Origin of the sequence: Enterobacillus tribolii (genome assembly GCF_003363015.1) — a bacterium.
Classification (GTDB): Bacteria; Pseudomonadota; Gammaproteobacteria; order Enterobacterales; family Enterobacteriaceae; genus Enterobacillus; species Enterobacillus tribolii.
In genome coordinates, this window is record NZ_QRAP01000008.1 from 148334 (window position 1) to 168710 (window position 20377).

Below are 20377 nucleotides of genomic sequence, written 5' to 3' on the forward strand. Positions count from 1 at the left end.
GTTAAAATAAAACCAATCATTAGTTACAATATGGTTACCTCATCCAATGAGCCGGCTACAATCCGGCATAAAACGATAAACTCAGCAAACAAACCTGCCGGCCGTTATACAAATACAGCAAGCGCCATTCCTGCCAAATCAACACCCGCAAATCAACGTGACACAGCCGTTCACTCAGATCGCGGGACAGATATTGAATCTCATCATCCGTCGTCGCCCGGTTCAGCAGCATCGCTCCCCGGCACGGCGCATACACCAGCGGACGGCACAGCGTGACAAACAGCGTCTGCGCCAACTGCGCATCGCGCTGGCGTAGCTGGGTCAGTTGACGCCTCACCCGAACCGAACTCAGCAGGCTCCCGTAAAGATTCTTCTTTTCCGTCTTCTTTTTCTTCTTCCCGGCTGCCCGGGTTCCGGATGAACTCTCTGATTTCCGCATAGCGCATCACCTCCGCCGCCTGACGCAACAGCCACAGCGCCTCTCTGTCGCTCAGGAGAGCAATGTCGTCCTCACACACCGCCGCGCCCTCTCTCATATAAATCCGCGGCAAAAATAGCGCGCCCGGCGCTCCCCTGCCAGCAGGTCATTTTGCTTCTCCGGTGATGATTCCAACATATTGCCCGGCTTGCATTTTTATACTTTTTTTACGCGATAGGCCTCGCTTTTTTCACTATTTTTGCCTGGCGTTGATTAGCCTGAGAGGCATCAAAAATCCCTGTGGGAGAACGTCATGAGTTTAAGCATGTTGGGTTGCGCCCTGTTGGTGGTGCTATTGCTGGGTTACTTAATCTATGCCCTGTTCAGGGCGGAGGAATTCTGATGGCCGCCTCAGCCTCATTGCTTATCGCCGTATTTCTGGGCGTCCTGTTGTTACTGGCTTATCCGTTGGGGAAGGTGCTGGCGCGCCTGATTGACGGCGATCCTTACCCGTTGCTCGGCCGCAGCGAAAATCTCGTCTGGCGTTATTGCGGCGTACCGCAACAGGAGATGAGCTGGCTGCAATATCTGCTGGCGATCCTGGCATTCAACGCGCTGGGTCTTGTGGTGCTGTTCGTCATCCTGTTGTCTCAGGGCCTGTTGCCCCTGAATCCGCAAGGCGTCCCCGGTCTTTCCTGGCACCTGGCGCTGAATACCGCGATCAGCTTCGTCACCAACACCAACTGGCAGGCATACAGCGGAGAAGCCTCCCTGAGCTATCTGAGCCAGATGCTCGGCCTGACCGTGCAGAACTTCCTGTCCGCCGCGACCGGTATCGCCGTCGCCTTCGCACTGATCCGCGCCTTTACGCGCCACTCGGCGCACACCCTCGGCAATGCCTGGGTAGACCTCTACCGCATCACGGTATACGTGCTGCTGCCGTTGTCACTGATCGTCGCGCTGTTTTTCGTCAGCCAGGGCGTATTACAAAACCTGCACGCCTACGTCACGGTTCACCCACTGGAAGGCGGCCAACAGTTGCTGCCCATGGGGCCGGTAGCGTCACAGGAAGCGATAAAGTTGCTGGGCACCAACGGCGGTGGGTTCTTCGGCGCCAACTCCGCGCATCCGTTCGAAAACCCGACGGCCTGGAGCAACCTGGTACAGATGCTCGCCATCTTTCTGATCCCGGCCGCGCTGTGTTTTGCTTTCGGTCAGGCGGTCGGGGACGCCCGCCAGGGCCATGCCCTGTTGTGGGCCATGAGCCTGATTTTCGTCGTAGCGGTGGTGGTCGTGATGCATGCGGAGCTGGCCGGTAATCCCCACCTGACGTCATTGGGCGGCGCTGACGGCAGTGCCAATATGGAAGGAAAAGAGACGCGCTTCGGCGTGCTGGTTTCCGCCCTGTATGCGGTCGTCACCACCGCCGCGTCCTGCGGCGCGGTGAACGCCATGCATGACTCTTTCACCGCTCTGGGCGGCATGGTGCCCCTCTGGCTGATGCAGATCGGCGAGGTGGTGTTCGGCGGCGTGGGCGCAGGGCTGTACGGCATGCTGCTGTTCGTGTTGCTGACGGTGTTTATCGCCGGGCTGATGATCGGCCGGACGCCGGAGTTCCTGGGCAAAAAGATTGAAGTGTATGACATGAAGATGACCGCCGCCGCCATTCTGGTCACGCCGGCGCTGGCGCTGCTCGGCACCGCCGTCGCCCTGATGACCGAAGCCGGCCGGGCCGGTATTCTCAACCCCGACGCCCATGGCTTCAGCGAAGTGCTGTATGCCTTTTCCTCCGCGGCCAACAACAACGGCAGCGCCTTCGCCGGGCTGAGCGTCAACACGCCGTTTTATAACGTCGCGCTGGCCATCGCCATGCTGCTCGGACGCTTTGCCGTCATCGTGCCGGTTATGGCCATCGCCGGTTCCCTGATAGCCAAGAAACGCCAGCCGGCCAGCGGCGGCACCCTGCCGACGCACGGCACGCTGTTCGTCGGTTTGTTGATCGGCACCATTTTACTGGTCGGCGCGTTGACCTTCATTCCCGCACTGGCGCTGGGCCCGGTGGCTGAACATCTGCACGTTTGGCTGACCCGTTAATGTCGTCGATGAAAAGAGAAAATAACATGACCCGTAAACAACGCGCGCTGTTCGATTCTGCTTTGATGCTCACCGCGCTGAAAGACGCCTGTAAAAAACTCGATCCGCGGGTTCAATGGCGCAATCCGGTAATGTTTGTGGTGTACTTGGGCAGTATTCTGACCACCGTCATCTGGCTGGCGATCCTGACCGGCAACACCGACGGCAGCGCCGCCTTCACCGGCAGCGTAACGCTGTGGCTGTGGTTTACCGTGCTGTTCGCCAACTTTGCCGAAGCGCTGGCGGAAGGGCGCAGCAAGGCCCAGGCGGAAAGCCTGAAAGGCGTGAAAAAAACCAGCTGGGCCAAAAAACTGGCTAACGCGGCGCACGATGCCGCACAGGAAAAGGTCGCGGCGGAAAACCTGCGTAAAGGGGATATCGTGCTGGCGGAAGCCGGTGACATCATCCCCTGCGACGGCGAAGTGCTGGAAGGCGGCGCCTCGGTGGACGAAAGCGCCATTACCGGCGAATCCGCGCCGGTGATCCGCGAGTCCGGCGGCGACTTCTCTTCCGTCACCGGCGGCACCCGCGTGCTTTCCGACTGGCTGATCATCCAATGCAGCGTCAACCCGGGGGAAACATTCCTCGACCGTATGATCGCCATGGTGGAAAGCGCCAAGCGGCGCAAAACGCCCAACGAAATCGCGCTGACCATCCTGCTGGTCGCCCTGACGATCGTATTCCTGCTGGCGACGGCCACGCTGTATCCGTTCTCCCTGTTCAGCGCGCAAGCCGGTCACGCCGGCGTTCCCGTCACGATTACCGTGCTGGCGGCACTGCTGGTTTGCCTGATCCCCACCACCATCGGCGGCCTGCTGTCCGCCATCGGCGTGGCAGGCATGAGCCGTATGCTGGGCGCCAACGTTATCGCCACCAGCGGCCGCGCTGTTGAAGCCGCCGGCGATGTGGACGTCCTGCTGCTGGACAAAACCGGCACCATCACCCTCGGCAACCGCCAGGCCTCCGAATTCCTGCCTGCTCCCGGCGTGAGCGAACAGGCGCTGGCCGACGCGGCCCAGCTGGCTTCACTGGCGGATGAAACGCCGGAAGGCCGCAGCATCGTGGTGCTGGCGAAACAGCGCTTTAACCTGCGCGAGCGCGATCTGCACGCGCTGGACGCCACCTTCGTGCCCTTTTCGGCGCAAACACGCATGAGCGGCGTCAATATTCAGGGACGCGTCATCCGCAAAGGCGCGGCGGACGCCATCCGTCGCTACGTGGAATCCAACAAGGCGCCGTTCCCCGCAGGCATCGACGCCCTGGTCGAACGCGTGGCGCGTACCGGCGGCACGCCGCTGGTGGTCGCCGAAGACGCCCGCATTCTCGGCGTGGTGGCGCTGAAGGATATCGTTAAGGGCGGCATCAAAGAACGCTTCGCCGAACTGCGTCGCATGGGCATTAAAACCGTAATGATCACCGGCGACAATCGCCTGACCGCCGCAGCTATCGCCGCCGAGGCCGGCGTGGATGATTTTCTGGCCGAGGCAACGCCGGAAGCCAAGCTGGCGTTGATCCGCCAATATCAGTCGGAAGGACGGCTGGTCGCCATGACCGGCGACGGCACCAACGACGCCCCTGCGCTGGCCCAGGCCGACGTGGCGGTGGCGATGAACTCCGGCACGCAGGCGGCCAAAGAGGCCGGCAACATGGTCGATCTCGACTCCAACCCGACCAAGCTGATCGAAGTGGTGCATATCGGCAAACAGATGCTGATGACGCGCGGTTCACTGACCACCTTCAGTATCGCCAACGATGTGGCGAAATATTTCGCCATCATCCCGGCGGCGTTCGCGGCCACTTACCCGCAGCTGAATGCGCTGAACGTCATGCACCTGACGTCCCCGGCGTCGGCCATTATGTCGGCGGTGATCTTCAACGCGCTGATTATCGTGTTCCTGATCCCCCTGGCGCTGCGAGGCGTGAGCTATAAACCGATGAGCGCGGCCGCCCTGCTGCGGCGTAACCTGTGGATTTACGGGCTGGGCGGCATCATCGTGCCGTTTATCGGCATAAAAATCATCGACCTGATTCTGACCGCACTGGGTTTGGCGTAACCCTTGTTTTGACGAAAAAGAGAAGCTGACATGACATTACTACGACCGACCCTGTTCATGACATTACTGCTGACGTTGCTGACCGGCATCATCTATCCACTGCTCACCACCGGGCTGGCCCAGGCGCTTTTCACTGCGCAGGCTAACGGCTCGTTGCTGCAACGGGAAGGCATTACGGTTGGCTCCCGGCTCATCGGGCAGAACTTTACCCATGCCGGTGACTTTTGGGGCCGCCCTTCCGCCACCTCAGAAACGCCGTACAATGCGATGGCCTCAGGCGGCAGCAATCTGGCAATCAGCAACCCGCAGTTGGACAACAATATCGCTGCACGGGCCGCGTATTTGCGGCAGAATAATCCGCAGTCTCCGGCGGCGATTCCCGCGGACTTACTGACCGCATCCGCCAGCGGCCTGGACCCGCATATTTCTCCCGCCGCTGCGTATTATCAGGCGCCGCGCGTCGCCGCCGCGCGCCACCTCACTGAAAAAGAGGTGAATGCCCTGATTGCCGGACAAATTATTAACAGTAAACCCGGTTTTATCGGACAATCGGTGGTGAACGTGCTGGCGCTGAATCTGGCGCTGGATAAGCTGGCACCCCGCCGCTGAGCAAAGGAAGTACGATGAGCGATGACGAGCAACGCCGCCCCGATCCGGATGCCCTGCTGGCGCAGGCCAACGAGAAACCGCGCGGCAAGCTGAAAGTCTTTTTCGGCGCCTGCGCCGGCGTGGGGAAAACCTACGCCATGCTTCAGGAGGCGCAGCGCCTGCGCACGCAGGGGCTGGATGTCTTGGTCGGCGTGGTGGAAACGCACGGGCGCAGCGAAACCGCTGCGTTGCTGGAGGGGTTGGATATTCTGCCGCTCAGGCGTATTCATTACCGCGGCCGCCAGATCCGCGAATTCGATCTCGACGCCGCCCTCGCCCGCCATCCGGCGCTGATCCTGATGGATGAACTGGCGCACAGCAATGCCGCCGGTTCACGTCATCCCAAACGCTGGCAGGACGTGGAAGAATTGCTGGATGCCGGCATCGACGTGCTGACCACGGTAAACGTTCAGCATCTGGAAAGCCTCAACGACGTGGTCGGCTCCGTCACCGGCATCCGGGTCCGGGAAACCATCCCCGACCATATTTTCGACGACGCCACCGAAGTGGTGCTGGTCGATTTACCGCCCGACGACCTGCGCCGCCGCCTGAACGAGGGCAAGGTTTACCTGCCCGGCCAGGCAGAGCGCGCCATCGACCATTTTTTCCGCAAAGGAAACCTGATCGCCCTGCGCGAACTGGCGCTGCGCCGCACCGCCGACCGGGTAGACGAGCAAATGCGCGCCTTCCGCGACAGCCGGGACAAACAGCGCGTCTGGCCTACGCGCGACGCCATTCTGCTGTGCATCGGCCACAACGCCGACAACGACAAGCTGGTGCGTACCGCCGCCCGCCTGGCGGCCCGGCTGGGCTGCGTATGGCATGCGGTCTATGTGGAAACCCCGCGTTTGCACCGTTTGCCGGAAAGCCGGCGGCGCGCCATTCTGCGCAGCCTGCATATGGCGCAGGAGCTGGGCGCGGAGACGGCGACACTGTCTGAGCCGGGGGAAGAACAGGCCATACTGCGCTATGCGCGCGAACATAACCTGGAGAAAGTGCTGGTCGGCCGGCGGCGCGGCGAGCGGCGCTTCCGCTGGCGGGAAAGTTTTGCCGACCGTTTAAGCCGGCTGGGGCCGGATGTCGATCTGGTGATTATCGCGGTGGAAGAAAAACCGCCCGCGCCGGTTTACAGCAGCGACACCCGCCCGTTCAGCGAGAAATGGCGCGTACAGATTCGCGGCTGCCTGGTGGCGATTGCCCTGTGCGCCTTGCTCACCGTACTCGCCAAGCTGCTTATTCCGCGCTTCGATCAGCCCAACATCGTTATGGTGTACCTGCTGGGCGTGGTCGTGGTGGCCCTGTTTTACGGGCGCTGGCCGTCCGTGGTGTCGGCGGTGCTGAGCGTCGCCAGCTTTGATCTGTTCTTCGTTCAGCCCCAGCTGTCATTCGCCGTCAGCGATGCGCAATACCTGATAACCTTCGGCGTGATGCTGACCGTCGGGCTGGTCATCGGCAACCTGACCGCCGGCGTGCGTTATCAGGCCAGGGTGGCCCGCTACCGGGAACAACGCGCACGCCACATGTACGAACTTTCTAAGGCGTTGAGCAGCGCGCTGCACCCCGAGGACATCGCCCGCCAGAGCAGCTTTTTTCTCAACAGCAGTTTCAACGCCAAAACGTCGCTGTGGATGCCGGATGAATACCAGATACTGCAACAGATCACGCCGCAGGAAGACGGCGTGACCGGCGTCGATTACGCCATCGCCCGCTGGTGCCAGGATAAACAGCATCCCGCCGGCGCCGGTACGGACACCCTGCCCGGCGTACCGTATCAGCTTCTGCCGCTTACCGCGTCCGGCCAAAGCTTCGGCGTGCTGGCCATTGAACCGGCTAACTTGCGTCAACTGATGGTGCCGGAGCAGCAGCGCCTGCTGCAAACCTACAGCGTGATGATCGCCAGCGCCCTGGAGCGACTCTCCCTGGCACAGAGCGCCGCCAGCGCCCGTTTGGACGCCGAACGCGAGCAACTGCGCAACGCCTTGCTAGCAGCCCTGTCGCACGATCTGCGCACGCCGTTGACCGTGCTGTTCGGCCAGGCGGAAATACTGACGCTGGATCTGGCGAACGCGCACTCACCGTACGCGCAACAGGCCAACGAGATGCGCCAGCAAATCCTGAACACCACGCGGCTGGTCAATAACCTTCTGGATATGGCGCGCATTCAGTCTGGCGGCTTCAGCCTGCGTAAAGAGTGGCAGTCGATGGAAGAGATCGTCGGCAGCGCCGTCCATACGCTGGAACCGTTGCTGAGTCATCAGCATATCGACATCCAACTTCCGCCGGACCTGCCGCTGGTCAACTGCGACGGCAACCTGATTGAGCGGGTACTGCAAAACCTGCTGGAAAACGCGGGGAAATACGCCGGGCAGAACGCGCAGATCAGCATCCGCGCCCGCGCCGACGCGGATGCCTGGCTGGAAGTGATCATCAGCGATAACGGGCCGGGCATCCGCGCGGAGAAGTTATCGACCATCTTTAATAAATTCACCCGCGGCGAAAATGAATCGGCGATTCCCGGCGTAGGGCTGGGGCTGGCGATTTGTCGTGCTATTATCGACGTACACGGCGGCAAAATCTGGGCGGAAAATACGCCCGGCGGCGGAGCCGGCTTCCACTTCACCCTGCCGCTGGAACCGCTGCCGCATATTGATGAAGAAACGAATGAGGACGCATGACCCAAACCCCGCTGCATATTCTCATCGTCGAGGATGAAAAAGAGATTCGTCGCTTTGTCCGCACGGCGCTGGAGTCGGAAGGATACCGTGTGTCCGACGCCGACGGCCTGCAACGCGGCCTGATTGACGCGGGGACGCGCAAACCGGATCTGGTTATTCTGGACCTGGGGCTGCCGGACGGCGACGGCGTCGACTTCATCCGCGACCTGCGCCAGTGGAGCGCCATGCCGGTGCTGGTGCTCTCCGCCCGTATTGCCGAAGCGGAGAAAGTGCGCGCCCTGGACGCGGGGGCCGATGACTACCTGAGCAAACCTTTCGGGATTTCGGAACTGCTGGCGCGCGTCCGGGTGTTGCTGCGCCGCCACGTTCAGCAAAATCAGGAAAGTCCGTTGTTCCAGTTTAGCGACGTCGAGGTGGATTTAATCAATCGCCGGGTCACGAAGGCAGGGGAGGATTTGCACCTGACGCCGATCGAATTCCGCCTGCTGGCTGAACTGATCGCCAACAGCGGCAAAGTTTTGACCCAACGCCAATTACTGAACAGCGTCTGGGGGCCGGGTTATGTTGAGCATAATCACTATTTACGTATTTATATGGGACATCTCCGACAGAAATTGGAAGCAGAACCTGCCAGACCGCGTCATTTATTAACAGAGACCGGTATCGGATACCGCTTTATGTCATAAAATATGATTTATTCCGACTATTATGCCAATAATAGACTTACCTTAGATAAACCTCCCTATTTGTCAGTGCATTCTTATTTTTTCAGAATGTTGCTATAGTCTCTGGACAATGTCTCATCCCCCAATAATAATAGGGCAAAATATATAAAAATATTTCTCTCACTATTATCGTTATCCCGCAGCAAACCTGGTTAACACGGATCGTTTATGAAACCTCATTTTCACAGACACCAGCACGAAATAGTGTTCCCGCGCCCGGAAACGTACGCGCTGTTTTTTGATTGTCTGTTGAAAAAGGAACGTTTCACCTCCGTGTTTCGTTTTGTCTTCTTATCACCGATGCCTTTAAATGGCGGATATTTTACGGACAACGCCACAAATAAAATGCGCCGCGTTGTCGCTGATTCATTGATGGTTTCACCGCGATGAAAATATTGGTAACGGGAGCAACCAGCGGCCTGGGACGCAATGCGACCGAATGGCTGTTATCTCAGGGACATCAGGTGGTCGCCAATGGGCGTAACGTCGCCGCAGGACGGGCGTTACAGCGCCTCGGCGCCCGCTTTGTTCCGCTCGATCTTGCCTGCGCCGCCTCCATCCAGTTTCAAAACCTGGTGCGCGGCTGCGAGGTCGTATGGCACTGCGCAGCAAAGACGTCGCTGTGGGGAACGCCGAACGAGTATTACCGCGCCAATGTCTGGCCGACGGAACTGCTGGCCCATGCCGCCGGGCAGGAAGGCGTCCGGCGGTTTATTCATATATCCAGCCCGGCGATTTATTTCGATTATCAGCATCATCATGATATTAACGAAAGCTACATGCCGAAGCGTTTCGCCAGCTTTTATGCCCAAAGCAAACACCAGGCGGAAACCATTCTGGGCGAAGTTCTGGCCGATTACCCGGATACCGTCTACGCCATTCTGCGCCCGCGCGGCATTTTCGGCCCCCACGATCGCCACGGGCTTCCGGGTCTGCTGAAGAAGCTGAAACGCCATAACGGCCAGATTCCGCTGCCCGCCGGCGGCAGCGCGCTGCAGGATCAAACGTTCGTCATGAACGTGGTGCATGCCATGTCCCTGGCTACCCAGAAAGATGACCTGGCCAGCGGCGGCGTATTTAATATTACGAACCACCAGCCGCGGATTTACAGCGATATGCTGCATCAATTACTGCATCAGCATTTGGGCATGTCGTACCAATTGCGCAACCGTCCTTACCCGTTGCTGGCGGGAATTTCACGGATTATGGAATCCATCGCACATTGGACGGGGCGGGAACCGGCGCTGATACGTCACGATCTGGCTTCTTACTACTATGACATGACGCTCAGCACAGAGCGGGCCGTCGGAGAACTGGATTATCATCCCCGTTATACGTTGGAAGAAGGCGTTTATTTGACAGCGGAATGGTTAAAACAACATGCAATGGGAAAAGACTCATCCCATTAATCAGGCTGTCTTTAATAATGCCGTATTATATCTCTTCAGTATTCTAATTCACCGAGCCAATAACCACCGTAAGGGTGTAAAAGCAATTAATTTCACTTATTTTAAGATTTATACCTATTTACATTAAAAAAATCATTACTGGTCAATCGAATTAAAAAATGTTTTCATATCCCTGAAGTGATATGACGAAATGGAGGCTAATAGAGATATAGCACCCATTTTTATTTCAGGAATTAACAGAAAATACGTTTTTGGTATTAAACTTGCTTTACATCGTTGCCTTAACACTGCTTTTATACCGGCGCTCAATCTCATTTAAGAGGGAAAAATGATTAAGTCAGCATTAATAGGATGTTCATTACTGTTCGTCTCCGCCTCAGCACTGGCCCTGAGCTGCGACAATCCCAACACGCCCTACGACAGAACCTACTGCGCCGCGCTGCAAATGGTTCAGGACGATCAGTTACTGAACGAGCAATATAAGAAAACCATGAGCGCGCTTAACGCCAACCAGAAAAAAACGGTCAAAACTGCGCAAATTCAGTGGCTGAAACAGCGCGACAGCGAGTGCTCCTCCGGCTCGCTGGTTAACCTGGGATGCGTAAACCCCAAGATGAGCGCCCGTATTGAACTCCTGAAAAGCATCGAACGCGAATGCCGTAACGCAGGTTGCGATGAGGCCAAACTGTCACGCGTGGAGTAAAGCCCCCGTGACGCAGGCAAACGGCGAACCCATGCGTTCGCCTTTTGCATTACCACTGATTACCGGAAACGACGCATGAGAAACGCCCTGGTATTTTGTACGCTCTTCTTATGCGCCATAGCGCAGGCTGCCGGCCCCAAAACCATGGCGACGCTGGATCGTTCCGCGCTGAATACACCGGCCATCACCTCTGCGTCGGCCTATAATGCCGCCTCCCGCCTTGAAATTCTGGCTTTTGCCCACGCGCTGGCTAACAGTGAAACGCTTTCATCACCGCAGCTTCAGGAACGGCTGGCCGTGAAAACGCTGAATCCGGACGCCGTGAATAAAGTTCGCCAGCGTTATTGGCAAACGTTGCTGACCAACTACCGTTACGCCACGCAGGGATGCGACGACTGCGAAACCGCGCCGACCCGCGACGCATTACGCCAGTTGGCAGCAGCAGCGCAGATCGATCCAGCCCGCGCCCTTTTCCACCGGCATTATCTGGATGAACAACTGCGCCTTGCCGCCCTATTTCCTGCGATCAGCAGCGAGATCGACGTTTTTTCAGATGCGGAGATGAACGGAGATCGATTAAAGGACGGAGAATTCCTGCTGACGTTTGACGACGGACCGGACACGAGCGGCGGCAATACGGAGCGTCTGCTCGCCGTCCTCCGCCAGCACGCCCTGAATGGCATATTTTTTGCGCTGGGAGAAAAGCTGCAACAGCGTGCGCAGCAGCGCCCGGGCAGCATCGCCGCCCTGTATCAGGGGCAATGCCTCGGCATGCATGGTTGGCAGCACCAGACGCACGCCCGCGGGGAGACATGGCAACGCTCCGTACTGGACAGCGCGGTATTGATCAAGCAGCTCGCGCCGCAAAGTTACGTCGCGCTGTTTCGGCCGCCTTACGGCCAGCGCAAGGCCGACAGCGCGCCTTTTTTTGCCGCTAACGCTGTCCGAGTGACGCTGTGGAATATCGATTCGCAGGACTGGAGCCGTCAGGTCAACGCGGCGCAGACCGCAGACCGGGTGCTGACGCTGATGCTGTTATGGCGTCACGGCATCATTTTATTCCATGATGTGCATGATAAAGCGCCCGCCGCCGTAGAAACCCTGCAGTCACAGCTGCAATCCGCCGGCATTCGCTGGCTTGACTGCCGGCAGTTTGCCGCCGGCAACTAAGACGCTTTGCCTCTACTCCCCTGAGCATCAGTCCACACGCATTTAACGGCATGCAGGAATAAAAAAACGCCGGCGGATGCCGGCGTTCTTACGCAACGCTAAAACGGTTTATTTGGCGCCAGACAGCACTTCACTGACGATGTCCACCGCTTCCTTTTCAATACGCTGGCGGTGTTCCGCCCCCAGGAAGCTTTCACAATAGATCTTGTAAGCTTCCTCCGTACCGGAAGGACGCGCGGCGAACCAGCCGTTGTCCGTCATCACCTTCAGGCCGCCGATGGAAGCATGGTTGCCCGGCGCTTCGGTCAGACGCGCGGTGATGGGATCGCCGGCCAGTTTGTCAGCGGTCACCATTTCCGGCGACAGCTTGGACAGCGCGGCTTTCTGCGCATGCGTGGCAGGCGCCTGGAGACGGTTATAGCTCGGCGCGCCGAAACGTTCGGCCAGACGGTTGTAATGCACCTGCGGGTTATCGCCCGTTACCGCGGTGATTTCCGCCGCCAGCAGGCACATAATGATGCCGTCTTTGTCCGTTGACCACGGCTTGCCGTTAAAGCGCAGGAAGGAAGCGCCCGCGCTTTCTTCGCCGCCAAAGCCGAAACTGCCGTCAAACAGCCCGTCAACAAACCACTTGAAGCCAACCGGCACTTCCACCAGCTTACGTCCCAGATCATTCACCACGCGATCGATCATGGCGCTGGAAACCAGAGTTTTGCCTACGGCGACGTCTTTGCCCCAGTTCGGGCGGTGTTGGAACAGGTAGTTAATGGCGACGGCCAGATAATGGTTCGGGTTCATCAGGCCGGCCGGCGTAACGATGCCGTGGCGGTCGTAATCCGGATCGTTGGCGAAAGCCAGGCCGAACTTGTCGCGCAGGGCCAGCAGCCCCGCCATGGCGCATTCGGAAGAGCAGTCCATACGAATCACGCCGTCATGATCGAGATGCATGAAGCGGAAAGAAGGATCGATATTGTCATTAACCAGGGTCAGATTCAGCTTGTAATGCTCGCCGATGCGCTGCCAGTATTCAATCCCGGAACCGCCCAGCGGATCGACGCCAAGCACCAGGTTCGCCCGCTGAATCGCCGGCATGTCAACGACGTTGACCAGGTCTTCCACATAGGGTTGCACCAGATCGCGCGCGTGCACCAGGCCGCTCTGCCAGGCTTTGTCCAGCGTCTGCCGCTTCACCGCATCCAGGCCCGACGCCAACAGTGCGTTGGCGCGCTTCTCAATAACTGAGGTCAGGTCGGTGTCAGCCGGCCCGCCGTTCGGCGGATTATATTTGATGCCGCCGTCTTCCGGCGGGTTGTGCGATGGCGTAATCACGATGCCGTCCGCCACGGAACCGCCCTGTGCATTGTGGGTCAGGATGGCGTGCGACACGGCCGGCGTCGGCGTAAAACCGTTGTCCTGCTGGACCACCACGTCAACGCCGTTGGCGGTCAGCACTTCCAGCACGCTGATAAACGCCGGTTCAGACAGCGCGTGCGTGTCTTTACCCACAAAGCACGGCCCGTTCACGCCGTTGCTTTTGCGCACTTCGGCAATGGCCTGCGCGATGGCAAGAATATGCTGCTCGTTAAAACTGTGGCGCACCGCGCTGCCGCGGTGACCGGAGGTGCCGAACTTAACCGCATGCGCGGCATTGCCCGGTTCAGGGGTCAGCACATAATATTGAGCGACCAACTGGCCTACGTTGATCAGATCACTTTGCCGGGCGGGCTGCCCGGCGCGAGGATGGTTTGCCATTGCGCTTCTCCCTAACGCTTTATCATTCGGATTAGATAGTACCGCAAACTTTTTCAATCAGTTCCGCAGGGAACTGCATTGACTGCATGATATGTTCCACCATGCTGCGCTTGCGACCGGAGTTAGTGTTGGTAATCACCCAATACGGGGTGCCGGGAACATGCTTGGGTTTGGTGTGCGTGCCGTTTTGCATCAGCGTTTGCTGATCGCCGGCAAAATAGACCCGGGTACGGCCATGCAGAGATTCGGTCGCCTGCGTGAACGCTTTCGCATCGACGGAATACAGCGCGGACAATACCAGCATGAAACGATTAACCGCCTTGTTCTGTTCGGCATATTCATCCGACAGCAGCAGCTCACGCATCGTACGAACCCGATCAACGGCTGACGCCGCCGCGGGTGCTTTGGCCGGCGTTGCCGCCACAGACGCTACGTTTTCGGATTTGCGGCCGTCCCCAACGTTCAGCAAACGACGTAAAATATCCGAAGCGCTTTCACCGATACTTTGAGTATGGCTGGCGATATAGCGGTAAAGTTCCTCATCGACTTCAATAGTTTTCATCTTTATCCAACACAGTATTTTGCTACGCAATCCCCAGGATTATAAAGTTAAACGCGGCAGGCGGGTAGCGTAAAGCGCCATCCACGGTTTTTCCGCGCACTTTGTGACATCCGCCGGCGCAGCCCGGAGAAAGCCTGCGCGAAAGCGTGAAAAATGTTTCAGGCATGTTAACCTAGTGCCAAAAACAACGGCCATATAATCTATGAAATTACATCATCGCCTGCGCAACGCCCAGACTCCGGCGTCGCTTCCTCCTGCTATTTTGATCCACGGCCTGTTTGGCAGCCTCGACAATCTGGGCGTACTGGCGCGCGACCTCTGCGCCGATCGCGACATTATCCAGGTGGATTTGCGCAATCACGGGCTATCCCCCCGTTCGCCGGAGATGAACTACGCCGTCATGGCGCAGGATCTGCTGACATTGCTGGACGAACTCAACCTCGCGCAGGTTGACCTTGTCGGCCACTCCATGGGCGGAAAAGCCGCCATGGCCCTGGCCGCACTGGCGCCGTCGCGCATTCGCCGCCTGGGCATTCTGGACGTCGCGCCGGTCGATTACCAACTCCGCCGGCACGACAAAATCTTCGCCGCCATTAACGCCGTCACCGAAGCAGGCGTTGCCCAGCGCCATCAGGCGGCGGAAGTGATGCGTCCGTTACTGGCGGAGGAAGGCGTCATCCAGTTTCTGCTGAAGTCCTTCCACGACGGCGCATGGCGCTTCAACGTGCCGGTGCTGTGGGAGCAATACCCCAACATCGTCGGCTGGACGGAAATCCCGCCCTGCCCGCACCCCGCAATGTTCATCAAAGGCGGCATTTCGCCGTATATTCAGGACGTTCACCGCGACGCTATCGCCCGCCAGTTCCCCAACGCCAAAGCCCACGTCATTGCCGGCGCGGGCCACTGGATTCATTCGGAGAAGCCGGAAGCGGTATTGCGGACGCTGCGGCGGTTTCTTGACGCATGACAAGGGATCTCACGGGATAAGGATTGTCCCCCCTCGCCCCGCTGGGGTATGATTGCGCGCTGTCGCCGCCGGGGCGCGTTCCCCGGGCGATATCGCCGTATAAATGAAACAAATACCGGCGTGACGTACGGGGGCATCGTTTTCCCCGAGGTATCCATTTCTCCCAGCAGCACTGCAACCTGATATGGCTAAAGAACAAACGGACCGCACGACGCTGGACCTGTTCGCAGATGAGCGTCGTCCGGGACGACCGAAAACCAGCCCGCTGTCCCGTGATGAACAGCTAAGAATTAATAAGCGCAACCAACTGCGGCGCGACAAGGTAAACGGCCTGCGCCGCGTGGAGCTGAAAATCAATGAAGAAGCGGTTGATATCCTCAACCGCCTGGCGCAGGAGCGCAACATCAGCCGCAGCGAATTAATTGAACAAATGTTGTTGGCGCAGCTTTCCCGCCAGGCTAAATGATTCTGCGCGGCAAGCACACAATGACGATAAAACCGGCGCGTTAAAAGTGTTATAGTAACTGCCGTTTCATTTTAAATTCTATTAATTTATTGATATATAAGGTATATACGCGATATGGCAATCGTAGGCATATTCTTTGGCAGCGATACCGGCAACACCGAAAACATCGCGAAGATGATTCAGAAGCAACTCGGCAAAGAGGTTGCGGAAGTCCATGACATTGCCAAGAGCAGCAAAGAAGATATAGAAGCGTTCGACATTCTGCTGTTCGGCATCCCGACCTGGTACTACGGCGAAGCCCAGTGCGACTGGGATGATTTCTTCCCCACGCTGGAAGACATCGATTTCAACGGCAAGCTGGTCGCCCTGTTTGGCTGCGGCGATCAAGAAGATTATGCGGAATACTTCTGCGATGCATTAGGCACCATCCGCGACATTATCGAACCGCGCGGCGCCACCATCGTGGGCCACTGGCCGACGGCAGGCTATCACTTCGAAGCCTCCAAAGCCATTGCTGACGGGGAAGACACCTTTGTCGGCCTGGCGATTGATGAAGATCGTCAGCCGGAACTCACCGCCGAGCGCGTAGAGAAGTGGGTAAAACAGATCTCAGAAGAGATGAGCCTGGCAGAAATTACCGGGTAAATTTAGAAATGATGCCCGTTAGTGTGATTGCTGACGGGTATTTCATTCATCGGCAGAACCGATTTGCCACAATTTTGCAACGATTTACTTGATCACACAATTAATTTTCATTTAATATCAATAAATTATTATTTTAGATGGCCTGGATGAGCTGCCATTTTGTTAACATATCACTGTTTCCATTTATCAATATGAGTCTTATAATGAGACTTAATAATCCTTTTTTGTTCGCTGGATGCTTAGCATAACGTTGATAGTAAAAGCATCAATTCAAAGCCGGACAACCGCAACAACAGGACAAAATCCGCATGACTGACAACAATACTGCACTAAAGAAAGCCGGGCTGAAAGTCACGCTTCCTCGCCTTAAAATTCTGGAGGTGCTGCAGGATCCGGAATGCCACCATGTCAGCGCGGAAGACCTCTACAAAAAGCTGATCGATATGGGCGAAGAGATTGGTCTCGCCACCGTCTATCGCGTGCTTAACCAGTTCGACGACGCGGGAATTGTTACCCGCCATAATTTCGAAGGCGGAAAGTCCGTGTTCGAGCTGACCCAACAGCACCATCATGACCATCTGATCTGCCTCGATTGCGGTAAAGTTATCGAGTTCAGCGATGACTCAATCGAAAAGCGTCAGAACGAGATCGCCAAGAAATATGGTATCCGTCTGACCAACCACAGCCTCTATTTGTACGGTCACTGCGCTGAAGGCAACTGCCGCGAAGATGATACCCTGCACGACGGCAAAAACCGATAACACCCCAGCCTGCCAGGCATAAACAAAAGCGCCCCGGTTATCCGGGGCGTTTTTGTTTGTCCTGATAAAAAACCCGCCGTCACAGTAAACCACCGCATAAAAAATGCCCCGCAAGCGGGGCAAGTCTTTCAGGCTCTTAGTAATTAACAACAATTAATAATCAGGTAATGCAATGAAACGAGGATGTTGACCGCCTCCCGTTGCCGGAGGCGGCCGGGGTACTGCCTTACAGGGTTACCGGCTCGGCGCGGCTGTAACGCTTGCCGTCCGGGCTGGTGGAGCGAACCATTACGTCACCGGCCACCTGCGGTTTGGCGTCGGCCTGATAGCGCTTCCACTCTTTACCGCCGTCTACCGAGTACTCAATCGCCACGCCAGGGAACGCAGTATTCGCTTCCAGCACGCCGTTCACGACTTTGGCGCCCGGAACCGGCAGGCGATAACCGACACCGGCTTTATCCATCTTCGCCAGTTCACGCTGCCCCATCAGGTTAGCGAAACGCTCCCAGTCGTTGTGCAGCGCTTTTGTATCAACGTGTTTGGTTTCGCCGCCTTTATACTCGCGGCCCGCTTTGTAATCCTGTTCCCAGCCGGCACGGTGCCATGCACGCTCTGCAACAGCCATGATGCGCGGATAGATCTTGTATTCCACCATCTCATCGGTACGGACCACTTCACTCCACAGCTGGGCAGACAGACCATGTGCGCCCGGCCACGGCTTGTCGCTCTTGGCGGTGAAATAGTTGCCGTCGCGGTCAACGGAGGTTTCGGCGTTCTGCGGCAGGTTGTTCGGCGCGAAGGCAAAGATCTTACGTTCGTCGCTGAAACGGGTGCCCCAGTAATAGCCCAGCTCCTGCGGGTTCACTTCATACGGGAAGTCCAGGTAGACGTAATCCGGGTTAGAAATGGTGACTTCGAAGCCTTTATTCGCCCAATCGTTGGCGGAGTCAAAACCGCCCCAGTACAGGGTATCCCAGAAGTTTACACCAACGCGCTTGGTCGCGAACGACTTAGAATCTTTCGCGTCCTTCAGGCCATCCTGCCAGGCCTGCATCTTCTCGATGCCATGGGCGTTAACCAGCTTGCTGACTTCAATCGCGAAGTAGCTCGGCAGGTGCTCCATATCTTCCACTTTACCGTCTTTGATCATCACCTGACAGGCCTGGGACTTCGCCCACGGCTTGTCTTCTTTGCTCATGTCGATGATGCCTTTGCCCGGCTCAATCTTGCCGTTCTTATCCTGATAACCGGCGCCAAAGCGGATGTTCTTGGCTTCGTCGCCGCCGAAGTGCCAGGTCGTCAGCGGCTGACCTGCTTCTTTATGCATCTGGGCCATTTCGCCGATGATCTTGTCCACGAAACGCTTGGAAGAATCCAGGCACGGGTTCAGGTAGCTGTGGCGATCGTAGAACTGCACCGACGTGGTGTTGGAGGTGTCGGTCGGGTCCAGCAGGCGGAACTCTTCCGCACCCTTCTCATCACCGGCAGCCATCAGTTTCTTGTAACGCGCTTCCATGGAAACAATCGCGGCACGGGCATGCGCCGGCATATCAACTTCCGGGATCACGGTGATATTACGCGCCTTGGCGTATTTCACGATTTCAATATAGTCGGCGCGCGTAAAGTAGCCGCTGCCGTTGTTGTTGCTGTCCGGGCCGGAACCCAGCTGCGGCAACAGGCACTTGGTTTCGGTCAGATCGTGACAACGCTTGCTGCCGACGTCCGTCAGCTCCGGCAGGCCCGGAATCTCGATACGCCAGCCTTCATCGTCGGTGATGTGGAAATGGAACTTGTTCAGCTTGTAGGAAGCCATCTGATCCAGCAGGCGCAGCACCGCAGGCTTGGTATGGAAGTTACGTCCAACGTCCAGGAAGATACCGCGGTACTGGAAGCGCGGCGCATCTTTGGCGTCCAGAGTGGCGATCTTCATGCTGCCGTCAGACGGCACCAGGGAAAGAATGGACTGCAGGCCGTAGAATACGCCGCCCTGATCGTAGCCGATAATTTCCGCGCCTTTCTCGCCGATCTTCAGCTCATACGCGCCGGGAACCGCCATGTCGCCTTTGAACTGTTGGGTCTGAACGGAGGTTTTAATCGGGTAGCCGCCGTCATTCACTTTCACGCCCAGCAGGCCGAAGCGGTTACGCACAACGTCGGCGCTTTCTTTATCCATCACGCCCAGGTCCAGCGCGACGCCCTTGCTCAGGTCGGCGTCCTGCTTGTGGATTTTCAGCTCAACCGGCGTCGGCATGATTTGCCCGCGCAGCTCGGCGGCCGGCAGCAGTTTCACGTCTTCGTTCTTGGCGTAACGGTTTTCCGTGTTCATCAGGATGTTGTTGTCATCCTTGGTACGTTTCCACAGGTCACCGGAAAACGGCGTCATGAACTTGTGCAGATCTTCCGTATCGGTGCTGGTAATCACCTTCGGCTGCGCATCCTGTGAAGTGGCGTACCAACGGGGGATCACATCGGATTCAAAAATCTGCCAGTATTCACCGATAATCGGGATCTCTACCGACTCACCGGCGGCGAAGCCTTTGAACTTGTCGGTCGGCTCCAGCTTGTGCAGGTCGCCGGTTACGAAGGTAATTTTGAACTGCTCGTTATCGACTTTCAGCACCTGGCGGATGTTGTGGAAGTAGATAGCCCAGTCTGAACCTTTGATTTCCGGACCATCGTTGGTCAGGGTGATAATCGCTTTATTACAGGATGCCCAGTCAGCACCCAGTGCGGCGCAGTCCACGCCATGCTCGGCAGCGCGGTTATCGGTAATGTTATAGTTCACTTTCAGCTTACTGAGTTGATCAACCAGTTGTTGATCGGCTTGGCTGGCAGCGGAAAAACCCAGCATGCCTAACGCGGAAACCGCCACTGCCAATGTACTTAACTTAAACTTTTTCATCTCTAAGCCTCGTCCTGTCATTAATTGTTGTTAGCCCGGATTTCCTGCCAGATCTTGCCGCAATCTTTGTTCACGGCCTGATCGTTGCCCGTCTTACGGTCAATGATGCATTTCTGGTAGTCCAGGGTACGTACGCTTTCCTGCTCGGCGAAAGCCTGATGCTGCTTATCCTGCCGCAGCACGTTCAGCACCGAACGGCAGGCTTCGATTTTGTCCGGGTTGCCTTCCGCCGTATTAATGCAGGCGCTATAGGCATTCTTCAGCTGCAGATCTTCTTTAGGCGCCGTGGGCTGAGCGCATGCGCTCAATACGGCCGTCGCGACAACGATCAAAAGCACTTTTTTCATGATGATATCCCGCGTATTAACGCAACAACCCCCGCATTTT

19 protein-coding genes are annotated in these 20377 nt (G+C 57.3%); 14 read left to right on the forward strand and 5 right to left on the reverse strand.

From position 1 onward, the window contains the following. Positions 1-55: 55 nt before the first annotated feature. Positions 56-439 (reverse strand): hypothetical protein, encoded by a 384-nt coding sequence (locus tag C8D90_RS16830; protein WP_115459628.1) that lies wholly within the window; start codon positions 437-439, stop codon positions 56-58. A gap of 292 nt (positions 440-731) precedes the next feature. On the opposite strand from C8D90_RS16830, the gene kdpF reads away from it, so the two are divergent. The 10 genes from kdpF (at position 732) to C8D90_RS16880 (ending at position 11935) form a co-directional block, all read left to right on the forward strand. Next, positions 732-821 (forward strand): K(+)-transporting ATPase subunit F, encoded by a 90-nt coding sequence (gene kdpF, locus C8D90_RS16835; protein ID WP_115459629.1) that lies wholly within the window; start codon positions 732-734, stop codon positions 819-821. After that, a complete protein-coding gene (gene kdpA, locus C8D90_RS16840; RefSeq protein ID WP_115459630.1) occupies positions 821-2512 on the forward strand; it encodes a potassium-transporting ATPase subunit KdpA in 1692 nt (563 codons plus the stop codon). The genes kdpF and kdpA overlap by 1 nt, the downstream gene beginning before the upstream one ends. Positions 2513-2538: 26 nt before the next feature. Then, positions 2539-4605, forward strand: coding sequence for a potassium-transporting ATPase subunit KdpB (gene kdpB, locus C8D90_RS16845; RefSeq protein WP_115459631.1), 2067 nt, complete (start codon positions 2539-2541; stop codon positions 4603-4605). Positions 4606-4635: 30 nt separating this feature from the next. Beyond that, complete coding sequence (kdpC, locus tag C8D90_RS16850) at positions 4636-5214, forward strand: potassium-transporting ATPase subunit KdpC (protein WP_115459632.1); 579 nt, start codon at positions 4636-4638, stop codon at positions 5212-5214. Between the two features lie 14 nt (positions 5215-5228). Beyond that, the gene (kdpD, locus tag C8D90_RS16855) at positions 5229-7928 is read left to right on the forward strand and encodes a two-component system sensor histidine kinase KdpD (protein WP_115459633.1); all 2700 of its coding nucleotides are present in this window, start codon (positions 5229-5231) and stop codon (positions 7926-7928) included. After that, positions 7925-8614: a two-component system response regulator KdpE gene (gene kdpE / locus C8D90_RS16860; protein ID WP_115459634.1), complete on the forward strand. Its 690-nt coding sequence runs from the start codon at positions 7925-7927 to the stop codon at positions 8612-8614. The genes kdpD and kdpE overlap by 4 nt, the downstream gene beginning before the upstream one ends. A gap of 207 nt (positions 8615-8821) precedes the next feature. Next, entirely contained in the window at positions 8822-9043 is a 222-nt protein-coding gene (locus C8D90_RS16865; protein WP_115459635.1) for a hypothetical protein, read from the forward strand. Beyond that, positions 9040-10062 (forward strand): NAD-dependent epimerase/dehydratase family protein, encoded by a 1023-nt coding sequence (locus tag C8D90_RS16870; protein ID WP_115459636.1) that lies wholly within the window; start codon positions 9040-9042, stop codon positions 10060-10062. The genes C8D90_RS16865 and C8D90_RS16870 overlap by 4 nt, the downstream gene beginning before the upstream one ends. Before the next feature lie 328 nt (positions 10063-10390). Beyond that, a complete protein-coding gene (locus C8D90_RS16875) occupies positions 10391-10765 on the forward strand; it encodes a lysozyme inhibitor LprI family protein (RefSeq protein ID WP_115459637.1) in 375 nt (124 codons plus the stop codon). A 75-nt stretch (positions 10766-10840) separates the two neighbouring features. After that, positions 10841-11935: a polysaccharide deacetylase family protein gene (locus tag C8D90_RS16880; RefSeq protein WP_115459638.1), complete on the forward strand. Its 1095-nt coding sequence runs from the start codon at positions 10841-10843 to the stop codon at positions 11933-11935. 108 nt (positions 11936-12043) lie between these two features. Here the strand turns inward: C8D90_RS16880 and pgm are convergent, their stop codons facing one another. Continuing rightward, entirely contained in the window at positions 12044-13687 is a 1644-nt protein-coding gene (pgm, locus tag C8D90_RS16885; protein ID WP_115459639.1) for a phosphoglucomutase (alpha-D-glucose-1,6-bisphosphate-dependent), read from the reverse strand. A gap of 31 nt (positions 13688-13718) precedes the next feature. Beyond that, entirely contained in the window at positions 13719-14249 is a 531-nt protein-coding gene (gene seqA / locus C8D90_RS16890; RefSeq protein ID WP_115459640.1) for a replication initiation negative regulator SeqA, read from the reverse strand. Between the two features lie 202 nt (positions 14250-14451). Here seqA and ybfF point away from each other — a divergent pair, with 202 nt between their 5' ends. The 4 genes from ybfF (at position 14452) to fur (ending at position 17088) form a co-directional block, all read left to right on the forward strand. Further along, entirely contained in the window at positions 14452-15216 is a 765-nt protein-coding gene (gene ybfF / locus C8D90_RS16895) for an esterase (RefSeq protein WP_115459641.1), read from the forward strand. 184 nt (positions 15217-15400) lie between these two features. Then, on the forward strand, positions 15401-15682 hold the full coding sequence (ybfE, locus tag C8D90_RS16900; protein WP_115459642.1) for a LexA regulated protein: 282 nt from the start codon (positions 15401-15403) through the stop codon (positions 15680-15682). A 114-nt stretch (positions 15683-15796) separates the two neighbouring features. Next, entirely contained in the window at positions 15797-16327 is a 531-nt protein-coding gene (gene fldA, locus C8D90_RS16905; RefSeq protein ID WP_115459643.1) for a flavodoxin FldA, read from the forward strand. Positions 16328-16635: 308 nt separating this feature from the next. Further along, the gene (fur, locus tag C8D90_RS16910; RefSeq protein ID WP_115459644.1) at positions 16636-17088 is read left to right on the forward strand and encodes a ferric iron uptake transcriptional regulator; all 453 of its coding nucleotides are present in this window, start codon (positions 16636-16638) and stop codon (positions 17086-17088) included. 226 nt (positions 17089-17314) lie between these two features. Here fur and C8D90_RS16915 read toward each other — a convergent pair whose 3' ends face one another. Next, positions 17315-19990, reverse strand: coding sequence for a beta-N-acetylhexosaminidase (locus tag C8D90_RS16915; RefSeq protein ID WP_115459645.1), 2676 nt, complete (start codon positions 19988-19990; stop codon positions 17315-17317). Positions 19991-20010: 20 nt separating this feature from the next. Continuing rightward, complete coding sequence (gene chiQ, locus C8D90_RS16920; protein ID WP_115459646.1) at positions 20011-20337, reverse strand: ChiQ/YbfN family lipoprotein; 327 nt, start codon at positions 20335-20337, stop codon at positions 20011-20013. Positions 20338-20377: the final 40 nt, after the last annotated feature.

Excerpts from the sequence above, each read along its gene's own strand:
- ybfE (WP_115459642.1), top strand. The coding sequence starts at position 15,401 with ATGGCTAAAGAACAAACGGACCGCACGACGCTGGACCTGTTCGCAGAT.
- kdpD (WP_115459633.1), top strand. The coding sequence starts at position 5,229 with ATGAGCGATGACGAGCAACGCCGCCCCGATCCGGATGCCCTGCTGGCG.
- fldA (WP_115459643.1), top strand. The coding sequence starts at position 15,797 with ATGGCAATCGTAGGCATATTCTTTGGCAGCGATACCGGCAACACCGAA.
- ybfF (WP_115459641.1), top strand. The coding sequence starts at position 14,452 with ATGAAATTACATCATCGCCTGCGCAACGCCCAGACTCCGGCGTCGCTT.
- kdpF (WP_115459629.1), top strand. The coding sequence starts at position 732 with ATGAGTTTAAGCATGTTGGGTTGCGCCCTGTTGGTGGTGCTATTGCTG.
- fur (WP_115459644.1), top strand. The coding sequence starts at position 16,636 with ATGACTGACAACAATACTGCACTAAAGAAAGCCGGGCTGAAAGTCACG.
- C8D90_RS16915 (WP_115459645.1), bottom strand. The coding sequence starts at position 19,990 with ATGAAAAAGTTTAAGTTAAGTACATTGGCAGTGGCGGTTTCCGCGTTA.
- kdpC (WP_115459632.1), top strand. The coding sequence starts at position 4,636 with ATGACATTACTACGACCGACCCTGTTCATGACATTACTGCTGACGTTG.
- kdpE (WP_115459634.1), top strand. The coding sequence starts at position 7,925 with ATGACCCAAACCCCGCTGCATATTCTCATCGTCGAGGATGAAAAAGAG.
- pgm (WP_115459639.1), bottom strand. The coding sequence starts at position 13,687 with ATGGCAAACCATCCTCGCGCCGGGCAGCCCGCCCGGCAAAGTGATCTG.
- C8D90_RS16830 (WP_115459628.1), bottom strand. The coding sequence starts at position 439 with ATGCGGAAATCAGAGAGTTCATCCGGAACCCGGGCAGCCGGGAAGAAG.
- C8D90_RS16875 (WP_115459637.1), top strand. The coding sequence starts at position 10,391 with ATGATTAAGTCAGCATTAATAGGATGTTCATTACTGTTCGTCTCCGCC.
- seqA (WP_115459640.1), bottom strand. The coding sequence starts at position 14,249 with ATGAAAACTATTGAAGTCGATGAGGAACTTTACCGCTATATCGCCAGC.
- chiQ (WP_115459646.1), bottom strand. The coding sequence starts at position 20,337 with ATGAAAAAAGTGCTTTTGATCGTTGTCGCGACGGCCGTATTGAGCGCA.
- C8D90_RS16870 (WP_115459636.1), top strand. The coding sequence starts at position 9,040 with ATGAAAATATTGGTAACGGGAGCAACCAGCGGCCTGGGACGCAATGCG.
- C8D90_RS16880 (WP_115459638.1), top strand. The coding sequence starts at position 10,841 with ATGAGAAACGCCCTGGTATTTTGTACGCTCTTCTTATGCGCCATAGCG.
- kdpB (WP_115459631.1), top strand. The coding sequence starts at position 2,539 with ATGACCCGTAAACAACGCGCGCTGTTCGATTCTGCTTTGATGCTCACC.
- C8D90_RS16865 (WP_115459635.1), top strand. The coding sequence starts at position 8,822 with ATGAAACCTCATTTTCACAGACACCAGCACGAAATAGTGTTCCCGCGC.
- kdpA (WP_115459630.1), top strand. The coding sequence starts at position 821 with ATGGCCGCCTCAGCCTCATTGCTTATCGCCGTATTTCTGGGCGTCCTG.